Annotated in this window: 19 protein-coding genes, 1 tRNA gene and 1 pseudogene; 6 read left to right on the top strand and 15 right to left on the bottom strand. The window is 39.9% G+C overall.

The features are described from left to right. Nucleotides 1-516 (bottom strand): annotated as a pseudogene (locus ACGHCK_RS09945) (hypothetical protein); the annotation flags it as partial. A 559-nt stretch (nucleotides 517-1,075) separates the two neighbouring features. Here ACGHCK_RS09945 and ACGHCK_RS09940 point away from each other — a divergent pair. From ACGHCK_RS09940 to ACGHCK_RS09930, 3 genes are all read left to right on the top strand, one after another. Next, complete coding sequence (locus ACGHCK_RS09940; protein WP_251422486.1) at nucleotides 1,076-3,373, top strand: Xaa-Pro dipeptidyl-peptidase; 2,298 nt, start codon at nucleotides 1,076-1,078, stop codon at nucleotides 3,371-3,373. Between the two features lie 345 nt (nucleotides 3,374-3,718). After that, nucleotides 3,719-4,279: an SHOCT domain-containing protein gene (locus ACGHCK_RS09935; protein WP_251422489.1), complete on the top strand. Its 561-nt coding sequence runs from the start codon at nucleotides 3,719-3,721 to the stop codon at nucleotides 4,277-4,279. A gap of 102 nt (nucleotides 4,280-4,381) precedes the next feature. Beyond that, nucleotides 4,382-5,962: a M28 family metallopeptidase gene (locus tag ACGHCK_RS09930; protein ID WP_251422492.1), complete on the top strand. Its 1,581-nt coding sequence runs from the start codon at nucleotides 4,382-4,384 to the stop codon at nucleotides 5,960-5,962. A 287-nt stretch (nucleotides 5,963-6,249) separates the two neighbouring features. On the opposite strand, the gene ACGHCK_RS09925 is transcribed toward ACGHCK_RS09930, so the two are convergent. After that, complete coding sequence (locus ACGHCK_RS09925; RefSeq protein ID WP_271328212.1) at nucleotides 6,250-11,391, bottom strand: SpaA isopeptide-forming pilin-related protein; 5,142 nt, start codon at nucleotides 11,389-11,391, stop codon at nucleotides 6,250-6,252. Between the two features lie 231 nt (nucleotides 11,392-11,622). Between ACGHCK_RS09925 and ACGHCK_RS09920 the strand changes: the two genes are divergently transcribed. After that, a complete protein-coding gene (locus ACGHCK_RS09920; RefSeq protein ID WP_251422498.1) occupies nucleotides 11,623-12,558 on the top strand; it encodes a zinc-dependent alcohol dehydrogenase family protein in 936 nt (311 codons plus the stop codon). A 239-nt stretch (nucleotides 12,559-12,797) separates the two neighbouring features. Here the strand turns inward: ACGHCK_RS09920 and gltX are convergent, their stop codons facing one another. After that, entirely contained in the window at nucleotides 12,798-14,237 is a 1,440-nt protein-coding gene (gltX, locus tag ACGHCK_RS09915) for a glutamate--tRNA ligase (RefSeq protein ID WP_251422501.1), read from the bottom strand. A 145-nt stretch (nucleotides 14,238-14,382) separates the two neighbouring features. Between gltX and ACGHCK_RS09910 the strand changes: the two genes are divergently transcribed. Next, nucleotides 14,383-14,877 carry a GNAT family N-acetyltransferase gene (locus ACGHCK_RS09910; protein WP_251422502.1) on the top strand — a complete coding sequence of 165 codons (495 nt, stop codon included), beginning with the start codon at nucleotides 14,383-14,385 and terminating at the stop codon, nucleotides 14,875-14,877. 38 nt (nucleotides 14,878-14,915) lie between these two features. Here the strand turns inward: ACGHCK_RS09910 and ald are convergent, their stop codons facing one another. The 8 genes from ald to radA all read right to left on the bottom strand — a co-directional run bounded on the left by ald (nucleotide 14,916) and on the right by radA (nucleotide 21,644). Then, nucleotides 14,916-16,037 carry an alanine dehydrogenase gene (ald, locus tag ACGHCK_RS09905; protein ID WP_251422505.1) on the bottom strand — a complete coding sequence of 374 codons (1,122 nt, stop codon included), beginning with the start codon at nucleotides 16,035-16,037 and terminating at the stop codon, nucleotides 14,916-14,918. A 185-nt stretch (nucleotides 16,038-16,222) separates the two neighbouring features. Beyond that, nucleotides 16,223-16,852, bottom strand: coding sequence for a pyridoxamine 5'-phosphate oxidase family protein (locus ACGHCK_RS09900; RefSeq protein ID WP_251422508.1), 630 nt, complete (start codon nucleotides 16,850-16,852; stop codon nucleotides 16,223-16,225). Nucleotides 16,853-16,891: 39 nt separating this feature from the next. Then, the gene (locus tag ACGHCK_RS09895) at nucleotides 16,892-17,971 is read right to left on the bottom strand and encodes a PIN/TRAM domain-containing protein (RefSeq protein WP_202229786.1); all 1,080 of its coding nucleotides are present in this window, start codon (nucleotides 17,969-17,971) and stop codon (nucleotides 16,892-16,894) included. A gap of 327 nt (nucleotides 17,972-18,298) precedes the next feature. Beyond that, on the bottom strand, nucleotides 18,299-18,478 hold the full coding sequence (locus tag ACGHCK_RS09890) for a hypothetical protein (protein WP_251422511.1): 180 nt from the start codon (nucleotides 18,476-18,478) through the stop codon (nucleotides 18,299-18,301). Then, entirely contained in the window at nucleotides 18,469-18,741 is a 273-nt protein-coding gene (locus ACGHCK_RS09885) for a hypothetical protein (RefSeq protein WP_251422514.1), read from the bottom strand. Before ACGHCK_RS09885 ends, ACGHCK_RS09890 begins: the two co-directional genes overlap by 10 nt. Nucleotides 18,742-18,788: 47 nt before the next feature. Continuing rightward, on the bottom strand, nucleotides 18,789-19,211 hold the full coding sequence (locus tag ACGHCK_RS09880; protein WP_251422517.1) for a hypothetical protein: 423 nt from the start codon (nucleotides 19,209-19,211) through the stop codon (nucleotides 18,789-18,791). Between the two features lie 224 nt (nucleotides 19,212-19,435). Then, nucleotides 19,436-19,699, bottom strand: coding sequence for a hypothetical protein (locus tag ACGHCK_RS09875; RefSeq protein WP_237459880.1), 264 nt, complete (start codon nucleotides 19,697-19,699; stop codon nucleotides 19,436-19,438). 583 nt (nucleotides 19,700-20,282) lie between these two features. After that, entirely contained in the window at nucleotides 20,283-21,644 is a 1,362-nt protein-coding gene (gene radA, locus ACGHCK_RS09870) for a DNA repair protein RadA (RefSeq protein ID WP_271328214.1), read from the bottom strand. A gap of 211 nt (nucleotides 21,645-21,855) precedes the next feature. Between radA and ACGHCK_RS09865 the strand changes: the two genes are divergently transcribed. Next, nucleotides 21,856-21,928: transfer RNA gene (locus ACGHCK_RS09865), tRNA-Thr, on the top strand. A 146-nt stretch (nucleotides 21,929-22,074) separates the two neighbouring features. On the opposite strand, the gene ACGHCK_RS09860 is transcribed toward ACGHCK_RS09865, so the two are convergent. The 4 genes from ACGHCK_RS09860 to ACGHCK_RS09845 all read right to left on the bottom strand — a co-directional run bounded on the left by ACGHCK_RS09860 (nucleotide 22,075) and on the right by ACGHCK_RS09845 (nucleotide 24,191). Then, complete coding sequence (locus ACGHCK_RS09860) at nucleotides 22,075-23,193, bottom strand: site-specific integrase (protein WP_394304560.1); 1,119 nt, start codon at nucleotides 23,191-23,193, stop codon at nucleotides 22,075-22,077. Then, nucleotides 23,171-23,389, bottom strand: a complete 219-nt coding sequence (locus ACGHCK_RS09855) for a DUF3173 family protein (protein WP_394304559.1) — start codon at nucleotides 23,387-23,389, stop codon at nucleotides 23,171-23,173. The genes ACGHCK_RS09860 and ACGHCK_RS09855 overlap by 23 nt, the downstream gene beginning before the upstream one ends. Beyond that, nucleotides 23,386-23,769 carry a hypothetical protein gene (locus tag ACGHCK_RS09850; protein ID WP_394304558.1) on the bottom strand — a complete coding sequence of 128 codons (384 nt, stop codon included), beginning with the start codon at nucleotides 23,767-23,769 and terminating at the stop codon, nucleotides 23,386-23,388. Before ACGHCK_RS09850 ends, ACGHCK_RS09855 begins: the two co-directional genes overlap by 4 nt. An 80-nt stretch (nucleotides 23,770-23,849) precedes the next feature. Continuing rightward, nucleotides 23,850-24,191: a hypothetical protein gene (locus ACGHCK_RS09845; RefSeq protein ID WP_394304557.1), complete on the bottom strand. Its 342-nt coding sequence runs from the start codon at nucleotides 24,189-24,191 to the stop codon at nucleotides 23,850-23,852. Between the last annotated feature and the right edge of the window lies 1 nt (nucleotide 24,192).

Below are 24,192 nucleotides of genomic sequence, written 5' to 3'. Positions count from 1 at the left end.
ACGGTTAAAGGTCGGCATGAAGTAAGGGGCATTCAGCTGACCTGAGCCGTCTGTGGCTGCGCGGGGCTGCCAACCGACAGTCCAGCGGGCACGGGCATTGAAGACAGCGCCCGGTCCGACACGTTGGTCGACTGTGTTGCCTGAGGCTTCTGGTGTCCAAGGGGTCCATGTCCCGGTGTCTTCCTTGATGGGTTGGACTGCGTTGCCCTCTGCCACCTCTTGTGGGTCGGCTTGGACTAAGGACTCGCCATTGATTTCCATGTATTCGAGGAGTTTTACGCGCACCAAGATAGGAGCATCGCCAAAGTTCTCGGCGAAGACGTCCTTGTTGCCTGAGGCGCGGTCAAAGTAGTCGTGCAGGCGGCCAACTTCTTCAAAGTTGACACTGACACTGCGGTCATTGATAGCTCTCTGTGTGAAGGAGAACCAAGCGAAGGTCCCTGAGATGAGCAGCAGGACTGACAATATGGCTAAAAGGATTCCTAGTTTTTTCCTGTTTCTGTTTGTTGCGTGCATTTTATTTCTTCCTTATATTTCAAATTTTATGGATATGAGAAGTTTTATGACTTTGAAGTCAAAAACGATTATTTTTTAGCTTTAGTGCAGGGCAAAAAACGTCCCAGTTATCCGGAACGTTTTGGTGCATACGAAAAAGAAGGGGAATCTACCGCCTGTTTATGTGTTGTGTTGTGTTGTGTTGTGTTGTGTTGTGTTGTGTTGCCTGATTATAAGTCATTGGGGGTGTTTCTCCAAATACAATGGTATCTCTCATCATATTTTAACATGTTATTTAATATTTATGAAATGTTATCATAATGTTTTGTTACATTGCTATTCTTGGAGAAATCGGTTATAAAAAGCAGCCTTTTCCTACTTTGCCCATTCTCTATACGCATTATTAATGGCATGTTAAAAGCTATTGTCATCATCGCACCCAAAGCTGCTCACGATAAACGTCAGCCTCTATAAAGATTGACCAAGCTTCTTATTAGACAATATTCGATTGGTGAAAAGCAGGCGAGCTGCTTTTCTGTTATAATAGGCTGTAGATGATGTACCGAAAGGAAGATACTGCATGAAATTTAATCACTTTTCTATCGTTGAAAAAACATTTGATGAACAGTTGCTCGAACTGGACCACCTTGGCTTTACCTGGTCTGTTTTCTGGGAAGAAAAGAAAATACTCAAAGACTTTTTGACTGTTTCTCCTGTGGAAAGCGAGGGACTCCAAGCAACATCTACAAACTCTTTCCAAGATTTTCTTGCTTCTGATCAAGAACTGACATGGGATATCTTTTGGACCATCAGTTTACAGTTGCTTGGCTTTGTTCCTCATTTTGAATTTCAGGTAGACCAAGCAGAAAAATTTGCAAAATCAATAAATATCCCTATGCTGGACGAGGAGAATCTCGACAGTGAAACCCTTATCCGAGCACTTTATCTTCTTCTGTGCAGCCGATGTAAAAATGGTATGACACTTGTTGAAAACTGGGTGTCCGAAGGTCTTCTTCCCCTAAGTAACACTTATCATTTTTTCAATGACAAGTCTCTCGCAACCTTTGATACTGCACAATTGATTCGTGAAACAGTTTGGGTAGAGTCAAAGGTTGATACTTATAATACGGGAAAATTTGACTTGATTAAGGTTCAAATTATCCGCCCGACATTTGAAGGCAAGCTTCCCGCTGTTATGACCGCCAGCCCTTATCACTTAGGAATAAATGAAATTGCTAATGACAAGCAGTTGCATGACATGAATGTCCCCTTGGATGAGAAGCCTTCTGGCAACATTAGTGTTGAAACTCAACTCCCCACCCTTCCTAACTATGAACAAGAAGTAACTCCGAAAGCTCAAACAGAAGCCTTGACACAAAAATTTACACATGGTTGGACTTACTCACTTAATGACTATTTCTTAGCACGTGGTTTCGCCTCTATTTATGTAGCAGGTGTTGGTACAATGGACTCTAATGGCTTTCAAACTTCTGGTGACTACCAGCAGATTTATAGCATGACAGCGGTCATCGACTGGCTAAACGGCCGCACTCGTGCCTTCATCTCACGTGATAGAGCACAGGAAGTTGCCGCTGACTGGGCCAATGGCAAGGTGGCCATGACTGGAAAATCTTATCTGGGAACAATGGCATACGGTGCCGCGACCACAGGTATTGATGGTTTAGAAGTCATCGTGGCAGAAGCCGGTATCACCTCTTGGTACAACTATTATCGTGAAAATGGTCTAGTTCGCTCACCCGGCGGATACCCTGGCGAAGACCTGGATGTCTTAGCGGCCCTTACTTATTCACGTAATCTTCAGGGCGCTGACTTTCTTGCTGCCAATGCGCAATATGAAAAGCAGCTTTCACAGATGCTTGAAGCACTTGACCGTACGACAGGAGACTATAACCAATATTGGCACGACCGCAACTACTTGCCACATGCTGAAAATACCAAGGCAGACGTGCTGATTGTTCATGGTTTGCAGGACTGGAATGTAACACCTGATCACGCCTACCATTTTTGGCAGGTGCTTCCTAAAGATGTAACTAAACATGCTTTCTTACATCGCGGAGCCCATATTTATATGAATAACTGGCAATCTATTGACTTTAGTGAAGCTATAAACAGCTATTTCACCGCAAAACTCCTGAACAGAGCACTGACTATAGATTTACCACCAGTTATCTTGCAAGAAAATGGCAAAGCACAGAGCTGGACTGGTCTCCAAGACTGGGGCGAAAAAGAAACGGTAACATTGCCACTGGGGAAAACAGCTGCTTCTATCCTAAAGTTTGAAAATCATTATGATGAAAAGACTTTCGATGCTTACAGCAAAAACTTCCAAAACTTCAAGAAGGACTTGTTTGAAGGCAAGGCCCAAGCTGCTCTTGTAGATTTAGAGCTTTCTGAAGCTATGCTGCTTAACGGACAGATTCAACTGGACCTTAAAGTAAAAGTTAACGACAATAAGGCAATTCTTTCGGCACAACTTCTTGACTTCGGTTCAAAAAAACGCCTGTCCGACCAAGCCCAAAACTTGGACTTGAAAGCCTTAGACCGCGGCAGGAATTTTATGCTAGAAAATCTGATGGAAATTCCTTTGACAGATAGTCCTTATCAACTTGTAACAAAAGGTTTCCTCAACCTGCAAAACCGCGAAGAACTCCTCACTGTTAGCTCCATACCCGAAAATGAATGGATGACTTTCAGTCTTACGCTACAACCAACAATCTATCAACTCGAAAAAGGGGATAAACTTCGTCTCTTGCTTTATAGTACTGACTTTGAGCACACTGTCCGCGACAATCGCGAGTTGACCTATGAAGTTGACCTTGGTTCTTCTAAGATTATTTTCCCTATCTCTTCTAAATAAATTTATAAAACAAAGCCTTTGCTGAAATAAGCAAGGCTTTTTTGTCTGAATAAAATTTTTAACCCCAGACAAGAAGATAAATGTCACAGTCACTTGTCTATATCGGTTTGAAACGTCACAGAAATGTTATAAAATAGTTATAAATATATCATTATATTGCAATCAAACACTTACTCCAATCAAGAAAAATATTCAGACAGTCAAAATGGCTAGAATGTAGGAAGAAAAACACATGTCAGACAGTCTCCTACAGACTTTTTCAAAATTTTTATATTGAAGCTCTTGCATTAGAGGAGACTAAAAACAACAAAAGTGAAAGCAACCTGCATTACGGAGGAGACACTTATGAAAAAGATAAAAAAGAAGCAACTCCCCATCACTAAAATCTTATTCACTTACCTGGCTATTTCTAAAATCATGTACTGGTATGAAACTGTCACGACTATGAATGGACTTGACTTGAGTAGCACTGCCCAAAAATTTTTGGAGCGCTTTATAAGTCGAGATCTGTTACTTATCATCGGTGTTATTCTATTTTATTATTTTGAAAAAATTATTTTTAACAAAAAAAGTCAAAAAGAAACGTTGAAACAACACATTATGTACTATGTATCGGGCTATCTCTCTATGATTGCTGTTTTACTATTTTTAATGCTTTTTGCTTGGCAAGGCTATGATAGAAGCCTTTGGATGGGAACACTTGTTGATGGAACTCTGGGCTACATTGTTATTATGATTGCTTTGAATGTCAAGGACTACTTCAAGTCTAAAAAAGAAAAAGCAGACCGAGATACTGTTAATCGTCCCGAAGACAGTATAGCCATGTTACATGCTTTGTTAGATAAGGGAATCTTAAGTCAGGAAGAATTTGAGGAGAAATGTCAAAAAATCGAAAATGAAACCTGAACTTTTTATCCAGTTAAAACTTGACCAGCTATTCCTCTCTTTACTGTACACACATAAAACACCATTTATAGAAAAAAAATAACCGAAAGTAGGACTGTAAAAATGAAAAAACTAAAACATATGCTGCGCCCTGCCCTCATGCTGCTTCTTGCAGCGCTTTCTCTCACAGCTTTTATTACACCAAGAGCGCCAGATTCGCCTCTGACCTCAGCTGCATGGGACACTGTGGAGTTTATGTCAACTGAACCACGGATGATTTTTTCGCCAGAACATCTAAGACGTACAGAAAATCATATTGTTCAGCGCTTGGAAGATGCAGGGTTGCCTGTAATGGTGACCGAACATGACTTGGTTCCAGAAGATAGCATCTTAGGTGCAGACAGGTTAAAACTTTGGGTGGAGAATCTAGGTTTTTCCCCTGACGTGATCGAATCAACCTCTACGCGGAATATCTATTCTTACATTCCGGGCACTTCCGACAAATTTGTGATTTTTAATGCACATTATGACAGTTTCCCAGATAGTCCAGGAGCGGCTGACAATGCTACTTCTGTAGCAGCTCTGTTGGAATCATTTATTGATTTTCATCAGCGGGGAGAAAAACCTGAAGTCGGGATACAAGTCCTTTTCTCTGATGGTCATGAGTTCGGCTTTGGTGCAGGACAGTTTGTCAAAGAACATCCTGATTTGTTAGAAAATACTATTTTTGCTTTAAATTTTGATGTCGTAGGTAATGGGCCAATCCTTCCTATAGGCGGTGCCAATGAGTTTTCCAATCAATTTTTCAAGGCAGTCTCTAACCCTACAGGTTTTTCTATCCTAGCTGATGCGCACCCTCTGGATGAAAGATTTTTTGCAAAAGCTGACATACCTGCCATGTCGCTTGTCAACTTTACTAGACCATGGCACTACCACGTTCCCAGCGATGTTATCGAAAACCTCTCTCCTGGAACTGTTACACACTCTATAGATGTCATGTCTAGACTCATGGAACAAGTTTCGCAAACAGAGTGGGCAGAGGATTTTGAAGCTGAAGCACCTACCACTCACTTTATGCTGGCTTACCATGTTTTCATCCAATATGGCGGAGTTGTAAGAAGTCTAATTTCTCTCCTCGCGATAGTTTCTCTTATCGGCTTAATCCTGCTCAAACGTCAAGAACTGCAAATCAGTCTAAAAGGAATTTTCACTTCCATTGCTGGGGTCGTGCTGCTGTTGATACTCTATGCTGGAATTTCCGTGGGTACTTTTATGCTCTTCTTTAGGACAGTGGATCATCACCCCTATTTAATCATTAGTGGTCTTTTGCTGGCAGTTCTTCTCCCTCTTGCCTCCTATTTTTATCTCAAAAGACTGGCTCGTTTTATACAGTATGAAACATTTGCCATTAGCATAGCTGGAGTCTTTCTCACTTTAGGTCTTGCCCAAGCAGTATTAATGCCAGGTACAGAGTACCTCTCACTCCTACCTGTGATATTAATAGCTGCAAGACTTTTATTTCCAAAGAATAAGATATTGTACTATGCTGCTGGAAGCTTACTCGGGCTACTGTACCTTCCGCTACTGTTTATCATGACTTTTGTGTTAGGGATGGCTTCACCAATACCAGCTTTGTACTATGTCCTGTTTATCATTATATTTTATGTGCTGTCTAAAAATTATCCTAAAAGTACAGCATCATGAACCAGTATGTCTTTAAGTAAAAGAAGGCCATCATTAAAACTCCGATGTTTAAATAAAACATCGGAGTTTTTTCATGGAAAATAGATAGCTTTGCTGGTATGAACCTTCATCCTGAGCACAGTTTTAAGATGATTTTAAAATACTCAAGGAAAGTTTATCCTATCTGTAAATTTCACTTCCTTATCTGATGAAGAAAACAGCTCCAAAATTCGGAGCTGTCTATCTAGAGTGTGTCTCTAAAGTGCACTGTGCTATTGCCTTCTAATAAGACAGGCATTTTTATTTTTTTAGTGGTTACTCTTTTTCTTCTTCTTGAAGAGTAGAAGACTCGTGCCTAAAAGGAAGACTAGTCCTAAACTAAGGAGCCATAGTCCTAGGCTTTCTCCGACAATCGGAAGATGAGGTCTTGGTTTATTTACTAGTTTCCCTGCATCAATCACTCCGGATACATCCTCTCTTACAGTTATCTCCCTTGGTGTTTCATCTAGGATATAACCGTCTGGGGCCTGAGTTTCAATAAAACGATAGCGCCCTGGTCCAGGCACACTTATGGTTACTCGGCCATCAGCATTAGACTGTAGATTTTCAGTCAATATATCCCAAGCTTGGGTTTCTGTATTGTAGGTTTCTACCTTAAATTTCGCACCTGCTAGTGGATTATCCTGCTCATCAACTTTCAGAAGTTGGAGTGCATTGTTCTGCACCTGTGGTCCCTCTACACGCTTATTCTCCAAAGTTCCGGCTTCAAATATTGGGCGTTCACCTGCAGTTATCGTCACTTCTTTTGGTGTTGTATTAAGGACATAGTTAGTTGGGGCCTGAGTTTCAATAAAGCGGTAACGCCCATCATTTTCTACATCAAGCCTTACGAAACCATCTGCCGTAGAAGTCAAACCTGTAGCAAGCGTTTCCCAAGTTCCATTGTTGAGGAATTCTACCTTGAATACTGCACCTGCTAGTGGATTTCCATTCTCATCCACTTTTTTCAGCTGAATGATTGTTCTCATATGGTTTTCGATCTCGCCAAAATAAACGGGATTGTCATTTGTTCCTACACCTCCGTCAACAATCGTTTTGACTTCGCTTATAGGATTTTCAGCCATTTCAAAACCTGGAGGTGCCTGAGTTTCGACGAAACGATAGTCTCCTGGTTCTCCCACAGCTGTATTAACTAGGCCTTCATTGTTAGAAGTTAAATTGTTAACATAGGTTTGCCATTGATTGGTCTGAGGGTTGCGTTTTTCAAGTCTAAAGACTGCACCGGCAACACCTTGATTATGTTGGTCAACTTTTTTCAGTTGAACGGGATAAACTGGAGTTGGTGGCAAGATTTCTGCACCTTGGAGATAACGATTGTAGATATTGACTGTTACATCGTTATTTCCGATAAGACCCGGAATAGTTACCTTGTAAATCGGTTGTTGACCTTGTGGCGTCGTTTGCAAGTCTCTTTCTATCTGAGCATTTCCTTCAAAGTCTCGGTTACCAATCTCATAGTTGTACTCTGTGATTGTGTATTCCCCAGGAAGAAGATCTGAAATTTTCTGATTCGTGCTCAAACCTGTCAAGTCTTCACGGTCAATCTCAATCGCTTCAAAGTTAGGGTCATCAGCTTTGGTAATCTCTATATAGAAGTTTTCTGGAACCTGATTCAGAGTCACCCCTTCAAAGTTCTTCGTCAAGTCAATGGAACCTAAAGGTTCATAGTAGTTGTCGAAACGGAAGACAATCTGACTGTTTTGACCTACGGTTACTGTTTGTGAAGTACTGCTTGTTTCGCCAGAATCGTCAGCATTAGCCGGGTTAAAGAGATCGACATAGCGCCAGTGGGCAAGTCGATGACGATAGCCTGCAACATCTGTTCCTGTTTCAGTAATCTTATAATTCCCCTCTGGTATTCCAGAGAAGTTCATACCGGCTACAGCCTCATCATAATTAAGAGTTCTTTCAAAACGACCAGCAGCATTTTCAGTAAATTCAAGGTCAGTAAGTGTCGCTGCATCATTGCCAGTAAAAGGCTGTTCTGCTGTTATTGTAACTTTAAAAGTATTTGCAACGAGAGCCAAAGCTGCCGCGTCCAAATCGTGGAAGACTTTCTGAACACGGAGCAATTCAGTTTCAGCTGCACGTGCATAGATATTGACAAAACTCACAACCCCTGTACCACCAGGTGGAACCGTAACGCGCTGCATCGTTGCTCCAGGAACATGAATATAATCAAAATCTGAAGGGTTACTTATCACATCGCCACCTGACTCCGTAACCGTGTAAGTGCCGGGTTGCAAGTTCAAAGGCTGACCATTTTCATCTTTAACATTAAGAGTAATTCTGCCGTTATCAGCTATGGCTTGCATAACCATACCCGGATCATTCAAATCAACCGTAGCCCTTCCAACCTCTTGTTGCAATAGACCGGTGCTTCGAACGACAAACTGAAGCGGTGCGATATCTAGTTCACCCGATTCAAGAACTTCTTGGAGCTCATTAAGACTGAGGTTCGTTCCATCCACATCTTGGAAGACAAATTCCTTCTGAATCTGGATCTGACCGTTATATTGAAGTTCAAATGTTCCGTTATTTCCTAGCTTATTTACAACGATATTATCGCCTGCAGCTCTGGTCGGATCTGGAGTAATAGTCTGTGTGCTCACCCAGGCATCGGAACCTGTCTCATTTTTCGTTTTGTTCACGACACGGTTACCGTCAATGTTCTGATAGAAAGGATTCGCAGTGCTTGGTTCAAAAGTCGCAAATGAATCATTTTCAACTGTTGGCGTTGACCAATCATTAGACCAAAACTGTGTTGGGACACTTTCTGGAGACTGACTGAAGGCTTCTAAAAGACGGGGCTCATCTAAAGCTACATCAAATTTGACTTGTATCGGCGCTTCGTCCCCCGATATGATAACATTCCCATTGTTTTCGTTAACTGTACGCATCGGTAAGAGTTCGCTTGGAATCCCCCAATGTACAAACTGGTCAGCTTCCAGAAGTTTTCGTGTTCCCGTTTCTCCGATACCATAGTCTGTCTCCACGTTTACATCTGCCAGAGCTGTGCTTACGCTAAAGAAGAGACGGCTGATACTCTCTTGACTACCAGTTACTTCACTATTTATCATTGCCTCTTGGAAAGGATATACTTCCACCTTTAAGGCAGCGTTTCCAGGATTTGTTATCCCCACATAGTGCCCATAGTTGTCAGCGTAGTAAGTGAAACGGCCATTGCCAAAGCTATTAAGGATAGCAGTAACTTCAGGTCCTTCAGGAAGCAGAGCTACTCCAGTAGAGCCGCCTTGACCTCGGACATAGTCAGCCAAAGTTCGGTTGAAATCGCTTGGTCTACTTTGTGAAGGCGTAAAGCTTCCTTTATCTGCAAATCTGATACTCTTCAAAGCAGTAAAGCTCATGTAATCTCCGAGAACATCGGAGAAGTCAAGAGAGCCAGAACCTAGGTCGCCCTCGCCCCCTATATCAACGATAGGTTTATTACTTGATTCTTGAATGCTGCTCGTGATTTGTTGAAAGGCTGCTCGCAGCTCCTCAATATTGCTCGCCTCAAAAAAGTTATCGGCATAGGCTATGTCAGCTGGCGCTGCTAGACTTGCAGTTGTATTCGCAATATTTACCGTACTTGCAGGAACATTCCATTGGTAATTGCCAAAGCCAGCGCGATACTGCGCTAAGAAGTTACCCGTTGCACCGTTAGTAAAGTTATTCAGTAGGGTTGTCATTGACGGCGCTGTTACAGTCGGGCCTGGAAGGTATGAAGAATTATTCCCTAAGAAGCTGTGACGAATGTTGGGGAGGATCTTATCTGTATTGGTCGGAGTCGGATTTAGAGTTGCAGTGATAAGCTCCCTTTGTGATTCTGTGGGTTGAACACCTGTAGAGATTGTGAAGAAACCAACACCAGCCTCTGGTTGTCCTTCATCGCCAGCAACATTCCCATTTGGGAAATAAGAAGCAGAAACTGTCGTTTTTCTATAAGCTGCTGTCAGAGCTGTCATCACGGCAAGACCTTGCTCACCGTAAGAGCCATCGCCATAAAATGGACCTTGACCTGGCGTTGCAACATTATCTATACGATTACCATTTGGACCTAGAACGACAGGGGCAGAAGAATCAAAAGCATAGTCCGGACGCCCCATAGTCGGCTCACCGTCAGTAAGCAATATCATATTGGGCCGGCGTGTAACTTCAGCTTCTTCTGGCAATACTTGCCCATCAGCATCAGTTACAGGAACATTAACCTGTTTATCTGTAGCAGTTTCTAGGATACGCGCAGATTCACGAATCCCCCACTGTGTTGGTGTTGAACCTACTACTTGGATAGAGTTAGCAACAGGATTAGTACCTCCTTGTCCTGCTGAAGCATTAACATTAACCGTATCTCCACTAGAGCCTAAGGTAAAGAAGTTTCCACTGGCATTGGGTACATAACGTCCCAGTTCTAAAACCTTTTCGACACGGGCATAACCACCCGAACGGCCGCCATAAGCAACTACAGCTACACGGTTAAGCGGGTTCGCATCTTGTAAAATACCTATCGCTTCGTTCAGAGCATCCACTAGCAGTGCGATACGTGAACGGCCAGCTCCTGGATCTATTTTGGTCATCGAACCAGAAACGTCAATAGTAAAGACGGTGTCTGCGGGAATCTGATAACCTTCCCGTGTTGGCACACTTTGTGACAGGGCTGAAAGTGTAACTTCAAAATCTGTTGGACCACCAAGCCGGTATACCGTTTTGTCTGTCCATACACGCCCATCATCTACCGTTGGAAGAGATGAAAAGACATTGGCTACATTATCTGTTGCAGGGTCAGCTGCCTTACTGCCTGGTACAACAGACCATGGATAAGTGGCTGTAGGCAATATAGAGTTCAAACCTAAGCCACGTGTTCTAGGTGCAGTATTTCCTCCTGTGGATGATGCTGTCTTTGCTGTTTCAGCCTTGTCTTCAGCTTCTTTTTCCGCTGCTTTTAAAGGTACTGTGAGAACCTGCTCACCCAAAGTGACCTGAATCTCACCATCTTTGATACTCTCTTTAACGATTTGTAATTTTAATGAGAAATTACCTGTACTTGCCTTCGTCAAACTCAGAGTGACTTTATTATCAGCAACCTTATAGGAGCTTTCGGGCAAATCAGCAAGAGTGTTCTCTTCCTCTGTAGGCACAGTATCAACACCAGACAAGGTGATTTCTGCTGTTTCAGCTTCTTTTCCTTGTCTTACTTCACCCTTCAGAAGGATAAATTCTGGTTTATCCGCATCATCTAACTCAGCCGCAGTTAAGTGGACTCTTGGTAAATGTTCGTCAAGGTCTAAGGTATCAGCTATAGCTCGAAGAGAGGAGGCAGGTAAAACTTGCATCACTAGTAAAGCCAACGCAGCTATATTCATTACTTTCAAAAGTAATTTACTCTTCATAAAACGGACTCCTTTATAGTTTCAATGTTCCAAGAATGTTTTTTACACATTCCTATCCTATTTTACGTTTTGCATAACTTAAGTTTAACATAAGTTTTGTTTTTGTCAAATTCTTTTCTTTATTTATACATTCGATAAATGAAAGTAATTGTGAAATTTTTCTGTCTTTTTTAATTGTGAAAAACTGAAAATAGTGATTTACGTTTCACAGGATTTGTTATAATTAAAGCCATGTATAAATCATTAATTTACGAGTCCTTTGGTCAGCCCCATCAAGTTTTAAAATTCCAAGAAAGACAGCAGCCCAGCTTACAAGATCAAGAACTCCTTGTAAAGATGCTCTATGCGCCTGTCAATCCTTCTGATCTCATCCCTATTACTGGTGCCTATGCGCATCGGATAAATTTACCTGCGTTTGCTGGTTATGAGGGGGTTGGTGTTGTTGTAGGAGTCGGTACAGGGCTGTCTGAGGAACTCATAGGTAAGCGTGTTTTACCTTTGGAGGGGGAAGGAACCTGGCAGACATTTGTCAAATGCCCCATGACTCATGCGTTTTTTGTCCCTGATCGCCTTGACTCTCTTTCTGCCAGCCAACTTTATATCAATCCGCTGACGGCTTGGATTCTGTGTACAGAAGTACTCGCATTAAGACCTGGACAAAAACTTGCTGTAAATGCTGCTGGTTCTTCCCTAGGTCAACTTTTTGCACAACTTTCACAGATACTGGGATTCGACCTTATCGCCATTACACGACATCCTGAGAAACACAAACTTTTAAAAGAACGTGGTGCCTACGAACTACGTACAGACTTGATAGGTTTACAAGTCGATGCGGCCATTGATTGCGTTGGTGGGCAAGCGGGGACAGATTTGGCTGCTTGTGTCCGACAGGGTGGAAAGTTTCAAGCAGTTGGTCTTCTTTCAGGAAGACAGGTTGATTGGGGCAAATTAGCAAAACTTCCTATAGAGGCTGGTATTTTTCATCTGCGCCATTGGAATGCTCAGCTTAGTCCAGAAGAATGGCAAGACAGGATGAAGCTCTTAGCAAAGCTCGTCATGGATGGTCGTCTACTCATCAATCAAGACCTTGAGTTTGTAGCATTTGAACAGCTTATCAAAACTCTCGAGCAAACACATAAAAAGAAACTTCTTATTAAATTTACATAAAAACGCCCAAGGAATTAAGAAAAGTTGTCATCATCTTCCTCAAAAAGCCGCCCTAACACACTCTCAAAAGAATTGTTGTGTAAATAACCTTCAATTCCTAGAAACATTCGCTAAATCTCAACTCAAAAAAGCCGTCTTGGGACAGCTTTTATAAACTTTACTGTGATTTATTTTTTAGCAATTACTGCCACAGAAATATAATAAACGCACAAAGGACTTGTGCGTTTATTTTCACTCTTTTACAAGAATTGTGCCATATGTTCAAGAACTTTTTCTTTTCCTAAAAGGGCAATGGTTTCAGGTAATTCTGGACCATGCATGCTACCAGAAGCAGCGATACGAATCGGCATCCAAAGATTTTTTCCTTTAACACCTGTTTCTTTTTGTGTTTCTTTAAAAAGTGGGAAGATGTTTTCGGCAGTAAAATCTTCCAATGCTGCGAGTTTTTCACGGAAAGTAGCCACTACGACTGGTGAAGTTTCTAAATCCATCATTTGGCGGGCTTCGTCTGTGAGTTCTGGGAATTCTCCAAAGAAGAGGTCTGTTAACTCCAGAATTTCTTCGGCGTATTTCATTTGTGGTTTGTAAAGTTTAACCAGTTCTTCCGCACGTGCATCAAAGCGCCCAGCTGCTTCAAGGAAAGGTTTTGTCAATTCGTATACAGGTTCAAACTCTGCATGCTTGATGTATTCGTTGTCCATCCACTCCAGTTTCTTTTGGTCAAAGGCTGCTGGAGATTTACTCAAACGTTTTTCATCAAAGAGTTTCACCAACTCCTGTGGGCTGAATTTTTCTTGCTCACCCCCTGGGTTCCAGCCTAAGAGAGCGATAAAGTTGAAAATAGCCTCTGCCATGAAACCTTTGTTACGGTAATCTTCGATAAATTGAAGCGTGTTGGTATCACGTTTGGACAACTTTTTGCCTGTTTCAGAGTTAATAATCAATGTCATGTGACCAAAGACAGGTGCTTCCCATCCTAAAGCTTCATAAACCATCAACTGTTTCGGTGTATTCGCAATGTGGTCATCTCCACGAATAACGTGTGAAATTTGCATGTCATGATCGTCTACTACGACAGCAAAGTTGTAAGTTGGGTAGCCATCGCGTTTTTGAATAACCCAGTCACCACCGATGTTCCCACCTTCAAACTCGATATCGCCTTTAACCATATCTGTCCACTTGTAAACAGCGGTTTCATTTACAGAGAGGCGGACAACTGGTGTAATTCCTGCTGCTTTGCGTTCTGCAATATACGCTTCTTTCTCAGCTTCTGACATTCCCGCATACTCATTAACATAATGCGGCGCAATACCTGCTGCTTCTTGCGCTTCATGATCCGCTTCAAGCTCTTCAGGTGTTTTATAAGAATAGTAAGCTTTGCCTTCACTTAAAAGTTGATCAATATATTTTTGATACAGTTCCAAACGTTCTGACTGACGATAGTTTTCATGTGTTTCTGGGCTTTCATCCCAGTCAATCCCCAACCAACGCAAGTTTTCAAGTTGAGAACGTTCACCATCTTCTACATGACGCTCACGGTCAGTATCTTCAATGCGGATAAGGAAGTCACCACCATAGTGACGTGCAAAAAGATAGTTAAAAAGTGCAGTACGTGCATTACCGATGTGTAAGAGACCTGTTGGTGAGGGTGCATAACGCACACGAATATTATTAGACATAGTTTTCTCCTGTTCGTTTCAATCCCTTTTATTTTATCATATTCTGAGCAATGTTTCTAACAGTGAGTCATTATAAAATCATACTGTAATCAAAGAAACATTAGCTTCATTGACTCTGTGCTAATGCGCATGTTAAAATAAAGATATGACTAAAATTACATATGGCAAAGCAAAAATCACGGACATTGATGATGTGATGCATATCGAGGAGACCTCTTTCCCAGAAAATGAAGTCCTCTCACGCGCTTCAATGTTAGAACGCCTCCAAGTCATTCCTGAGCGATTCTTCGTTGCTCGAAATGAAGAAGGCAAGGTTGTCGGTATTCTTGTAGGACCAACTTCTGACAAGTGTTATCTGACAGACGATATGTTTGAGAAAACAGAAGCCAGTCGTCCAACAGACCGCTTTCAAATTATCGTCAGTCTCGCTGTAGATAGTGAATACCGTGATTTAGGTATCGCTACCTCCTTACTGGATTTGATGAAGGAAGCTGCAGCCGAAGAAAGTCGTCAAGGCATCAGCCTTACTTGTGTCGAAAATCTCATTCCTTACTACGAACATTATGGATTTGTTTCCAAGGGGATTTCTGACTCACAACTTGCGGGAGAAACCTGGTATAACATGGTTCTTCCCCTATAAAATAAAAAAGTGCTGCTTGTTGTTAAGCAGCGCTTTTCTTATCCATTAATTACTTCATCACTGTCCGTATAAACCATGTCGTATAAATCAGCTACAGGTTTACATGTCAGTTTACCATAAGCTGCATTAAGTCCTTCTTTGAGCCCCGGATTAGCTTTTAGTGCTTCTTTATAACCCTTGTTTGCTATAGACAAACCATTTGCCAGTGTCGCATTGTTTAAGGCTGCTGTTGAAGTAACAGGCACAGCTCCAGGCATGTTTCCTACACAATAGTGGATAACACCTTCTTCTTCAAAAACAGGGTTGTCATGATAAGTCACGTGAGAACTTTGACAAGTTCCACCTTGGTCAATCGCTACGTCGACAATGACAGCTCCTTTTTTCATCAGCGGCAAATGTTCACGACGAATAAGCTGTGGCGTTGCAGCCCCTGGGATAAGCGCAGCCCCAATCACTAAATCAGCCTTAGAAATCAACTCTTTTACTGCATGATCCGTACTGTAAACTGTGTTTACACGTCCTTCATATAGTTTATCCAGCTCTGTCAAAGCATCTAAGTTCACATCAACTGCTGTAACATTAGCATGCATTCCGACAGCCATAGCAACAGCATTACGTCCTACAACTCCTGCACCACCTAGAACAAGGACATTGGCAGGAAGAACTCCTGTTACACCCCCAAGCAAAATACCACGGCCGCCAAAAGGACGTTCCAGATACTTCGCACCTTCTTGAACGGACAAACGTCCAGCAATTTCAGACATTGGCTTAAGAGCTGGAAGTGCGCCGTTGCGATCACGAATTGTTTCATAGGCAATTGCAACAATTTTCTTATCCAAGACTGCCTTAGTCAAAGCTTTATCTGCTGCAAGATGGAAATAGGTATAAAATATTTGTCCCTCACGCATCAATGCGTATTCTGGCTCAAGCGGCTCTTTCACCTTAATAATCATGTCCGCAGTTGCATAAATCTCCTCTGCAGTCGGCAAGATTTTACAACCAACAGCTGTGTAGAGTTCATCCGGATATGAAGATCCCTCACCCGCTCCTTTTTGGATGTAAACATCATGTCCAGCAGCCACATAAGCAGCTGCAAACTCTGGTGCAAGTCCCACACGATATTCATGCTTCTTAATCTCTGTTGGAACACCTATTTTCATAAATTTATCCTCCATATAGATATATGCTCTGGGGGATATAGCCCCCTTTTTATTTGAAACCTTAGTTTAATAAAAGTAATTGTGTAACCACTTTCATAATTAGAATAACATTTATAAAGTTTTATTGCAACTATAAACTTATGAACATTTTTAGAGTTCCAAACAAAAAAAGAAGTCCGTAAACTTCAGTTAAAATCAATGATTCGGGCACCTTCTTTAAAATTTTCGTGCAGTAAAGAACGGATGCTGAGTTTAATAATCGCCATATTTGGCGCATTTTCATGAAGATTAAGTATATTACTTTCATGTTTGACAAGTTCTTTTGCAGCTATTCCCTGTACGATTTCTGCATGAATTTGGTTGGAAGACAGACGCTCACCTTTTTCCAAGCTATCAAACCAAGTTGTAAAGGAAACCTGAGGATTTTCTTTTATATCCTGAACCTTGTGGGCTTTCTTATCAGCCACCATATACCAGACATTTTCTTCATGAACAGATTGAACAAAGCTCATAATCGTCGTTGCTTGTCGCCCTTCTGATGTCTGACAGCTTAAAGCAAGGTAACCTGGTAAGGCCCCCAGAATACGGCGTACTTCTCCGCCTTCACCCTGGGAGCCAACGGTAGTTGCCTTTTTGTTACTTTTTAAAACAGTCAATAGAACCAAAGGCAAGGTCAACACACCATAAGAAACAAGCAGGGCAAAAGCAAAAGTTAAACTTTTATTTTCTAAGAAGTCCGAGCTCACAATGGCTATCAGAACAAGTGCCGCGAATAGATAAATGAAAAAAAGTTGTGCAAAGCGTTTAAAATACATATATCTTCCTTATTTTTCTTCCTTCAAATTATCACTTGCTTATTTAGAGTCAACCAGATCGGCAAAAATCATACGTCCTGCACTCGTTTGTAAAACTTTCGCTACCTCAACTAATACTTTCTTATCAATCATCTTAGCAGTATCTTCAATGACAATCATTGTCCCATCAGGAAGATAAGCCACGCCTTGTTGGCGTTCTGATCCTTCACGAATGATAGTCACTTCAACTTGTTCTCCTACAATAAGCTGTGTTTTTACTGCATTTGCTAGATCATTAATATTAAGGACAACTACACCTTGAATTTCTGCAACTTTATTGAGGTTAAAATCATTTGTGACTAGCTTTGCACCAATCTCGCTTGCATAACGCAATAACTTTGTATCAACCTCACGAACATCCTCGTAGTCTTTAGTAGAAATTTCAACATTGTCAAATTCTTTTAATGAATTAACCAGATCCAACCCGCGGCGCCCTTTAGCACGTTTAAGTGGATCAGCGCTATCTGAAATCAATTGTAATTCTAACAAAACAAAGTTAGGAACGATGACCTTATCGCTAATAAATCCCGTTTTAAGCACATCTAAAATTCGCCCATCAATGACTGAACTTGTATCCAGAAGCATCGAAGAACGAGAGGTTTGCTCTTTATCAGCCTCAGCGGACTTATCTGCTGGGGCTGTTTCTTTTCTTCTACGAAATACAATTTTAAAGATTTCGTCTCCCCGCTTATCAAAGACGGTGTAGCCCAGATAAAGTAAGCCAACAATCAAAACAAATGAAATAATGTTGCTCAGTACAGGTACCCCTAATAAAGACAAGGGGATTGTCAGTAGAACACCAACCATCAAACCTAAGATGGCACCAATAAAATTAAATACCATTTTTGAGAGATTAACTCTGGTTATTTTTTGATCTAACCTTTTCAAAGCCCTCATCAAGAAATTGGACATAAAAAATGAAAAAATAACAAAAATAATTGCTCCAATTAACCCATTTACAATTTCTTGATTAAAAGCATTGGCATCTTGACCAAAGAGATGCCAAACCCATGGAAGGATCGTGATGCCTATGGAGGCGCCCACAATACCCATCAGAATATGAATTATCCAACGACGCATAAGACTTCCTTTCTATTCTCTAGCCTTAATTTTTGATAAATATAAAGTTCTGTGTCAATTATATCACACATCATGATAAGATACTTGTTTATCTCTTTATGTAGTTAAAACTTTATAAAAAAGATCAAGTACAGTCCGAAAACCCCAAGAGTATTTAAGAAAACAAAAAATGCTAATTTTTACAATTAACATTTCAGACTGTAGACAAATAACCTCAAAATTTGAGGCTACTGAAAAACGACAAGATAATAAAATCTTATCGTTTTAGACTGTCGAATCTATTTCTTAACTTAATGACATTGTATCACCCCTAGGTCCTTTTTGTACTTATTTCTTATTTAGAAAATCTTTAATTAGTCCTGAAACTGATACAATCAGAATAACAACCAATAAAATATTTATGAGTAATTTACCAAAGCTTTCAACCCCAGTAAAAAATATAAAAACTAGTCCAACTATAGCTAAAGTTGTCATTGCTATTTGATATTTGCTTTCTTTCATTGCCATCCCACTCCCCATACAATAGCATCGCTTCCTACTACAGGGATAAATTGAGGGGAAGAATTAAATACAATTCCTCCAGGAATAAATTTTCCTACTGATAATCCTAAAATACCTAGCGCGGCTTGAACAGCTTTAGCAGGAACATAAACACCGGCTATAACTAATCCAGCACTGGCTGCATATTGAGTCTGTGCTTTATTTATACCAATACGAAGTCCCCACCAATAAACATGTAAATAAGTAGAACCATCATGATATTTCCCCATGGTCGATACTTGAATCTCTTTAGCTGTTTTTTCATCATTTGCAACAACTACAGAGTCCTCATTTTGAACTGTGTTTTCTTTAGGAGTAGAAGCAATGATTTTTTCAACGATACATTACTTGTGTCAACCCTTTTATTTAAAGCAGAAATTTCTTCTTCTGAAGCGTTGTTCGGGATTTTTGATTTATCAATTTCAAATTTTCCAGTTTTCTCATTCAAGCTTACAGCATTATCAAAACGATTAATAAAGTCATCGTTCACTTTCCCAGCTTCAACTGGTTTCACAGGTCCACTTTTTTCATCACTGACAGTATCCAAAGCTACTAATTTTTGGCTGTGTGGAGTATTATTAACTTGGGGGTTATAAATGCTTTCTTGATAATTTTGAGCAGTTGTATGTACATAAGCACCACTGCTAAGAAGTAACAACATTACACATGATAGTGTAATTTTAAATTTTTTCTTTTCCATAAAACTTTCTACTAGAAGTCTTTGTAATTAATCTGACAATGACAGCATTGCTAATTCCAGAAAATTCAAATTAATTAAAATAACCAATGCACAATCCGACTATAGACAAAGTTGATTTGGCTTTGTTTATAGCCAGACCAAAAAATGATAAAACTTTGACTTAATTATAATAAGACTTTCTCAACCACTCTTACATTAGGCTATAAGTTTACTTAAAATAAAAACTACAGAGGTAGGGCAGAACCCATGAAAGCCGTTCCTAGTATTTGGCTGTCTCTAAGATACGGAGTAATGTTTTTATTAAATGACTTGACTTCTGGACTTTGTGTTTTGCCAACAAATGTGATTTGAAGACGTCTCAATACATTAGATATAGGAGTGCCCTTTTCCATTAAGTTTATTGCAATAGAAACTTTTTCTTTTTCGAAATTAGTGCTATTAGTATTTCCAAGAATTCTTTTTAAATCCTTTAAAATTTCATCTTCCAAAATTTCTATTGTTTTTTTAACATTAATCCCCCCTTATCCATAGTTTTGAACTGCTTACATTGTATCGATGTGTAAGCGCTTTTTCAAGAGTGTGGTGAATGACAAAACATGACAAATTAGAATTTTTTATCTGCAGTTATTAAAAAAATTATGTTTTACTATTTTCTGGATATTTGTGTCATTCTGCTTAACATAAGCAACTTTATGAAGACTCTCCTTTTATTTTATCTAAGTAGTAGTTAAAATAAGTCTTTTGAATGGTGACTAAGGCCGAAACTTTATAAGTATTCCCGCTCTTCAATGGAGTTGGGGCACTGTCAATTTGGTGGATTGTTCCGGTTAGAATTTCTATTTTTGGAAGGATCTGTTGAATCGTAAAACGAACCTTTTGACCTGGCTTAATCCCAGAAATTTGACCGCTTGAATATAGGAAAAGAGATAGACTGGAGTCTTGTTTTTAAGATTGAGAAAAGAAAAATTCCGATTAAAATCAGTTTATTTTCACTACACAAGAAACAGCCTCAAAATTTGAGGCTGTTTGTCTGCAGTCTAATATTTTATTCTTCTCATTGAGATAGTTCTTTTAACCAAATACTTTTTTCAAACATTCAGACAGAGTTGTCACACCAACGACTTTTAAATTTTCTGGAATATCCACACCTGCTAGGCTATTCTTAGGTGCATAGACCTTTTGAAATCCCAATTTACTTGCCTCATTAAGTCGCTGCTCCATGCGTGTCACACGCCGTATCTCACCAGTCAAACCTATTTCTCCGATGAAACATTCACGCGCATCTGTCGGCGCTTCTTTATAGCTTGAAGCGATAGCTACTGCAACTGCCAAGTCAATTGCTGGTTCATCCAGTTTTACACCACCTGCTGATTTCAAATAAGCATCTTGCTGCTGCAAAAGAAAGCCTGCACGTTTTTCAAGTACGGCCATAATCAAGCTCACGCGGTTAAAGTCTAAACCAGAAGTTGTCCGTTTGGCATTACCAAACATGGTTGGTGTAGTTAGCGCTTGAATTTCAACTAGGATTGGACGTGTTCCCTCCAAAGCACAGACGATAGCAGAGCCTGTAGAGCCTTCTAAACGTTCTTCTAGGAAAACCTCACTCGGATTTGTCACTTCAACTAAGCCACTGCCCTGCATCTCAAAGATACCTATTTCATTGGTAGAACCAAAGCGATTTTTGACTGCTCGCAATATGCGAAACGTATTTTGACGTTCCCCTTCAAAATAGAGCACGGTATCTACCATATGCTCCAGCATACGTGGTCCTGCAAGCTGTCCTTCCTTTGTCACATGTCCTACGATAAAGGTCGCAATGTCATTAGTTTTTGCCAACTGCATAAGTTCTCCGGTCACTTCACGGACCTGACTTACGGAACCTTGTGTACTTTGAATTTCTGGTGTCATGATGGTTTGAATCGAGTCAACAATCAAAAAGTTTGGCTGCAAGCGCTCAACCTCGTTTCGGATACTTTGCATATTGGTTTCTGCATAAAGGTAAAAGTCAGTGTCAATATCACCTAAGCGCTCTGCACGCAGCTTAATCTGCTGGGCAGACTCTTCACCACTAACATAGAGCACTCTTCCTCGAGAAGCAAGTTGCGTTGATACTTGGAGTAGAAGTGTGGACTTACCAATCCCGGGATCACCCCCAATAAGTACAAGACTGCCGGGAACAACGCCACCACCGAGCACTCTATTAAACTCCTCTAGGTCTGTCTCAACGCGTGGTGTGTCAAAAAGTTCAACTTGATCTAACTTCATGGGTTTTGAGCGTTCACCTGTAAGACTGATGCGCTGATTTTTAACTTCCTGCACTTCAACTTCTTCAACAAAGGAACCCCACGCCCCACAGTTTGGACAACGTCCTAGTTTTTTTACAGATTTATAGCCACATTCTTGACAGAGAAATGTTGATTTTTTCTTTGCTATTTTAATGTCCTCACTTCTATTTTTATAGACTTTTATTCATATTTTTGGTAAAATTATTAGTGCTTGATGATGCAGCCCATTCGTAAAGCAACAAGTTAGCCGCTGTAGCTCAGTCGGTAGAGTTAGAAGCAGCGCTTCTAATCGGCAGATAAAGATTTGCGAAAGCAAATCCTCCTCTGTTGCTCTCCGAGTGGGCGAAAGCAATAAGTCAGCCGCTGTAGCTCAGTCGGTAGAGCAACACCATGGTAAGGTGGAGGTCGATGGTTCGATTCCATTCAGTGGCATTATATATATTAGCTCAATCCTTATGGTTGAGCTTTTTATTTTAACATTGTGCCGAATTTGTGTCCAACTTCTTTATTTTATGATACATACATTTTAACAAAGAACAACAAAAATAGCTTAAACTATTGTTCAAGCCATTCAATCATTAAAAATCTTCCAATGCTTTCCTAGTAGCTTCGTTTTCTTTTTCATGTAATTCTTTTAGTACATGCCCATAAGTATCTATGATACGCTGGATATTTTTATGTCCCATATTTTTGGCTACTACAGCTATATCAACCTTTTTAGCAAGAAGTACACACGCATAAGTGTGCCTACAACCTGTCGCAACGATTAATGGACTTATATTCAATTCAGTAAGATACTTTTTCAAAGCCTTATTAATCCCATTATTTGTAGGAAGACCTGTCCTTTTATCAAAAAAAAGCAAGCCCTTTGAAAGAGAGAATATATTACTATCACTTTGTTCCTGATAAAGCTTTTTTAATATCCGTATGACATCATCACTTATAGGAATTTCACGTACAGAATAAGGATTTTTTGGTTTTCCAGTATCTCTATGACTTGCACTATCAATTCTTTTAAAAGTTTTAATAATACTCTTCTTAAAATCAACCTCTTCCCAAGTAAGAGCTAGGGCTTCTCCTACTCTTAACCCTGTCTTAAACAGGATAAATATAAGATAAGGCATAATACTTTTTTCGTAATTCATTCTTGATTTAAGATAGATTATTATTTTTTTATAATCAGATAAACTGCTAATATATTTATTCTCAGGCTTTTTAGGAGCATTCTGTGCATTCAGCTTCACTCCTAAAGTAAAATCATTGATATTCAACAAATCACGTCTAGCAAGCTGTATAGAGCTTCTAATGCTTGAATTTAAACGTATTAAATAGTCTTTTCCAACTGTTTTACCTATTTCATTCATAATTTCCTGATACTGACTATACTTTATTTTACTTGCGACCATTCTTCCAAAATATTTTTCAACTTTTTTGAGAAGTCGTTTATATTTTATTTTAGTCTGTTCTGAACGGGTGGAATGTAAAATCTCAAGGTCATACCATTTTTTATAAATATCATAAAGAGTTGAAGAATTATCAAATCGTGTACCTTTCAAATATTCTAACTCAACCTCTTTACCAGCTAAAGTTGCTTCTTTTTCACTCACAAATCCCGATTTACTTACTACATGATTCCCTTTGCTATCCTTTAATCTGTATTCCCAGTTCTTACCTCTACGAAACACTCTTAAGGGCATTGTACTCACTTCCTTTTAGCTCTAAACCAAGCATTTCATTTACGACAACCAAAGGGCAAAAATTTAATCGTTTATTTGCATAAAATGGATAACCCCTTTTTACCATTTCTAATTTGCCCTCACGTATAATACGTGACGCAACTGACTTTGACATTCCTGTTTGTTGCATGATTTCTTCTTTTGTAATAATATTCATAGTCTTTCCTCCTTAAATTCTAAAACATAAGTTTTTCTAAGCTTGCGAATATACTCCTCTTGTTCCATTTCGTCCATGTGCCACGCAATAAAAGCCATACCTAGAGAAGCCTTCGTACGCATACAAAACTTATAAATGTGGTCAACTAAAGTCGCATTATTGCTCAAAATATCCGATAAATAATACAACTCATTCTTAACCTCTGTATGTGTAAGACCCAGCTCCTCTAAATCTCGAGTATAAGTCCATGCAGGGACATCAAGATTTAACGGACGAATAAGCAAGCGAACAGTAAAATTTTCTTTAATTACCTTTACTTCATACTTATCTTTAATTTCCCATTGACAAATTGTAACAATATACTTTATAGGAACTTGCACCTTACTCCTCCTCTCTCTGTTGCATAATATCTTCTTTCGCAATAATATTCATAGACTTACTTCCTCAATTCAATATAACACTAATAAATAACTTTCATATCGCCATCTTTACTCTTAAAGACTTGATTGTCGCATTTACCCCAAGTCTTTTCTTTAGAGAATTTTGCCATTTTTTCCAAAAAGTCAAAAGCGTCAATAACCGGTATTTTCCCCGCATTTCCTCCACAAGTATCATCTACCCAATTGCTTAACACTTCTTTATTTAATTCAGAATGTTGCCAGACATGAATATACCCTTTATTTACAGCTTCATCCGCAATACTTTCTGCAATTACCAAAGGCATAGACACCCAACCATTTTTAATAAATAAACAATCCGCAAGTGTTAAGACTTCATTTTTATGAAATTTTTCTTTATTCATT

This window comes from Lactococcus muris (assembly GCF_042849115.1).
In the GTDB taxonomy this organism is placed as follows: domain Bacteria; phylum Bacillota; class Bacilli; order Lactobacillales; family Streptococcaceae; genus Lactococcus; species Lactococcus muris.
Note: the sequence above shows the minus strand (reverse complement) of the source record. Positions and strands in the feature narration are given on the sequence as shown.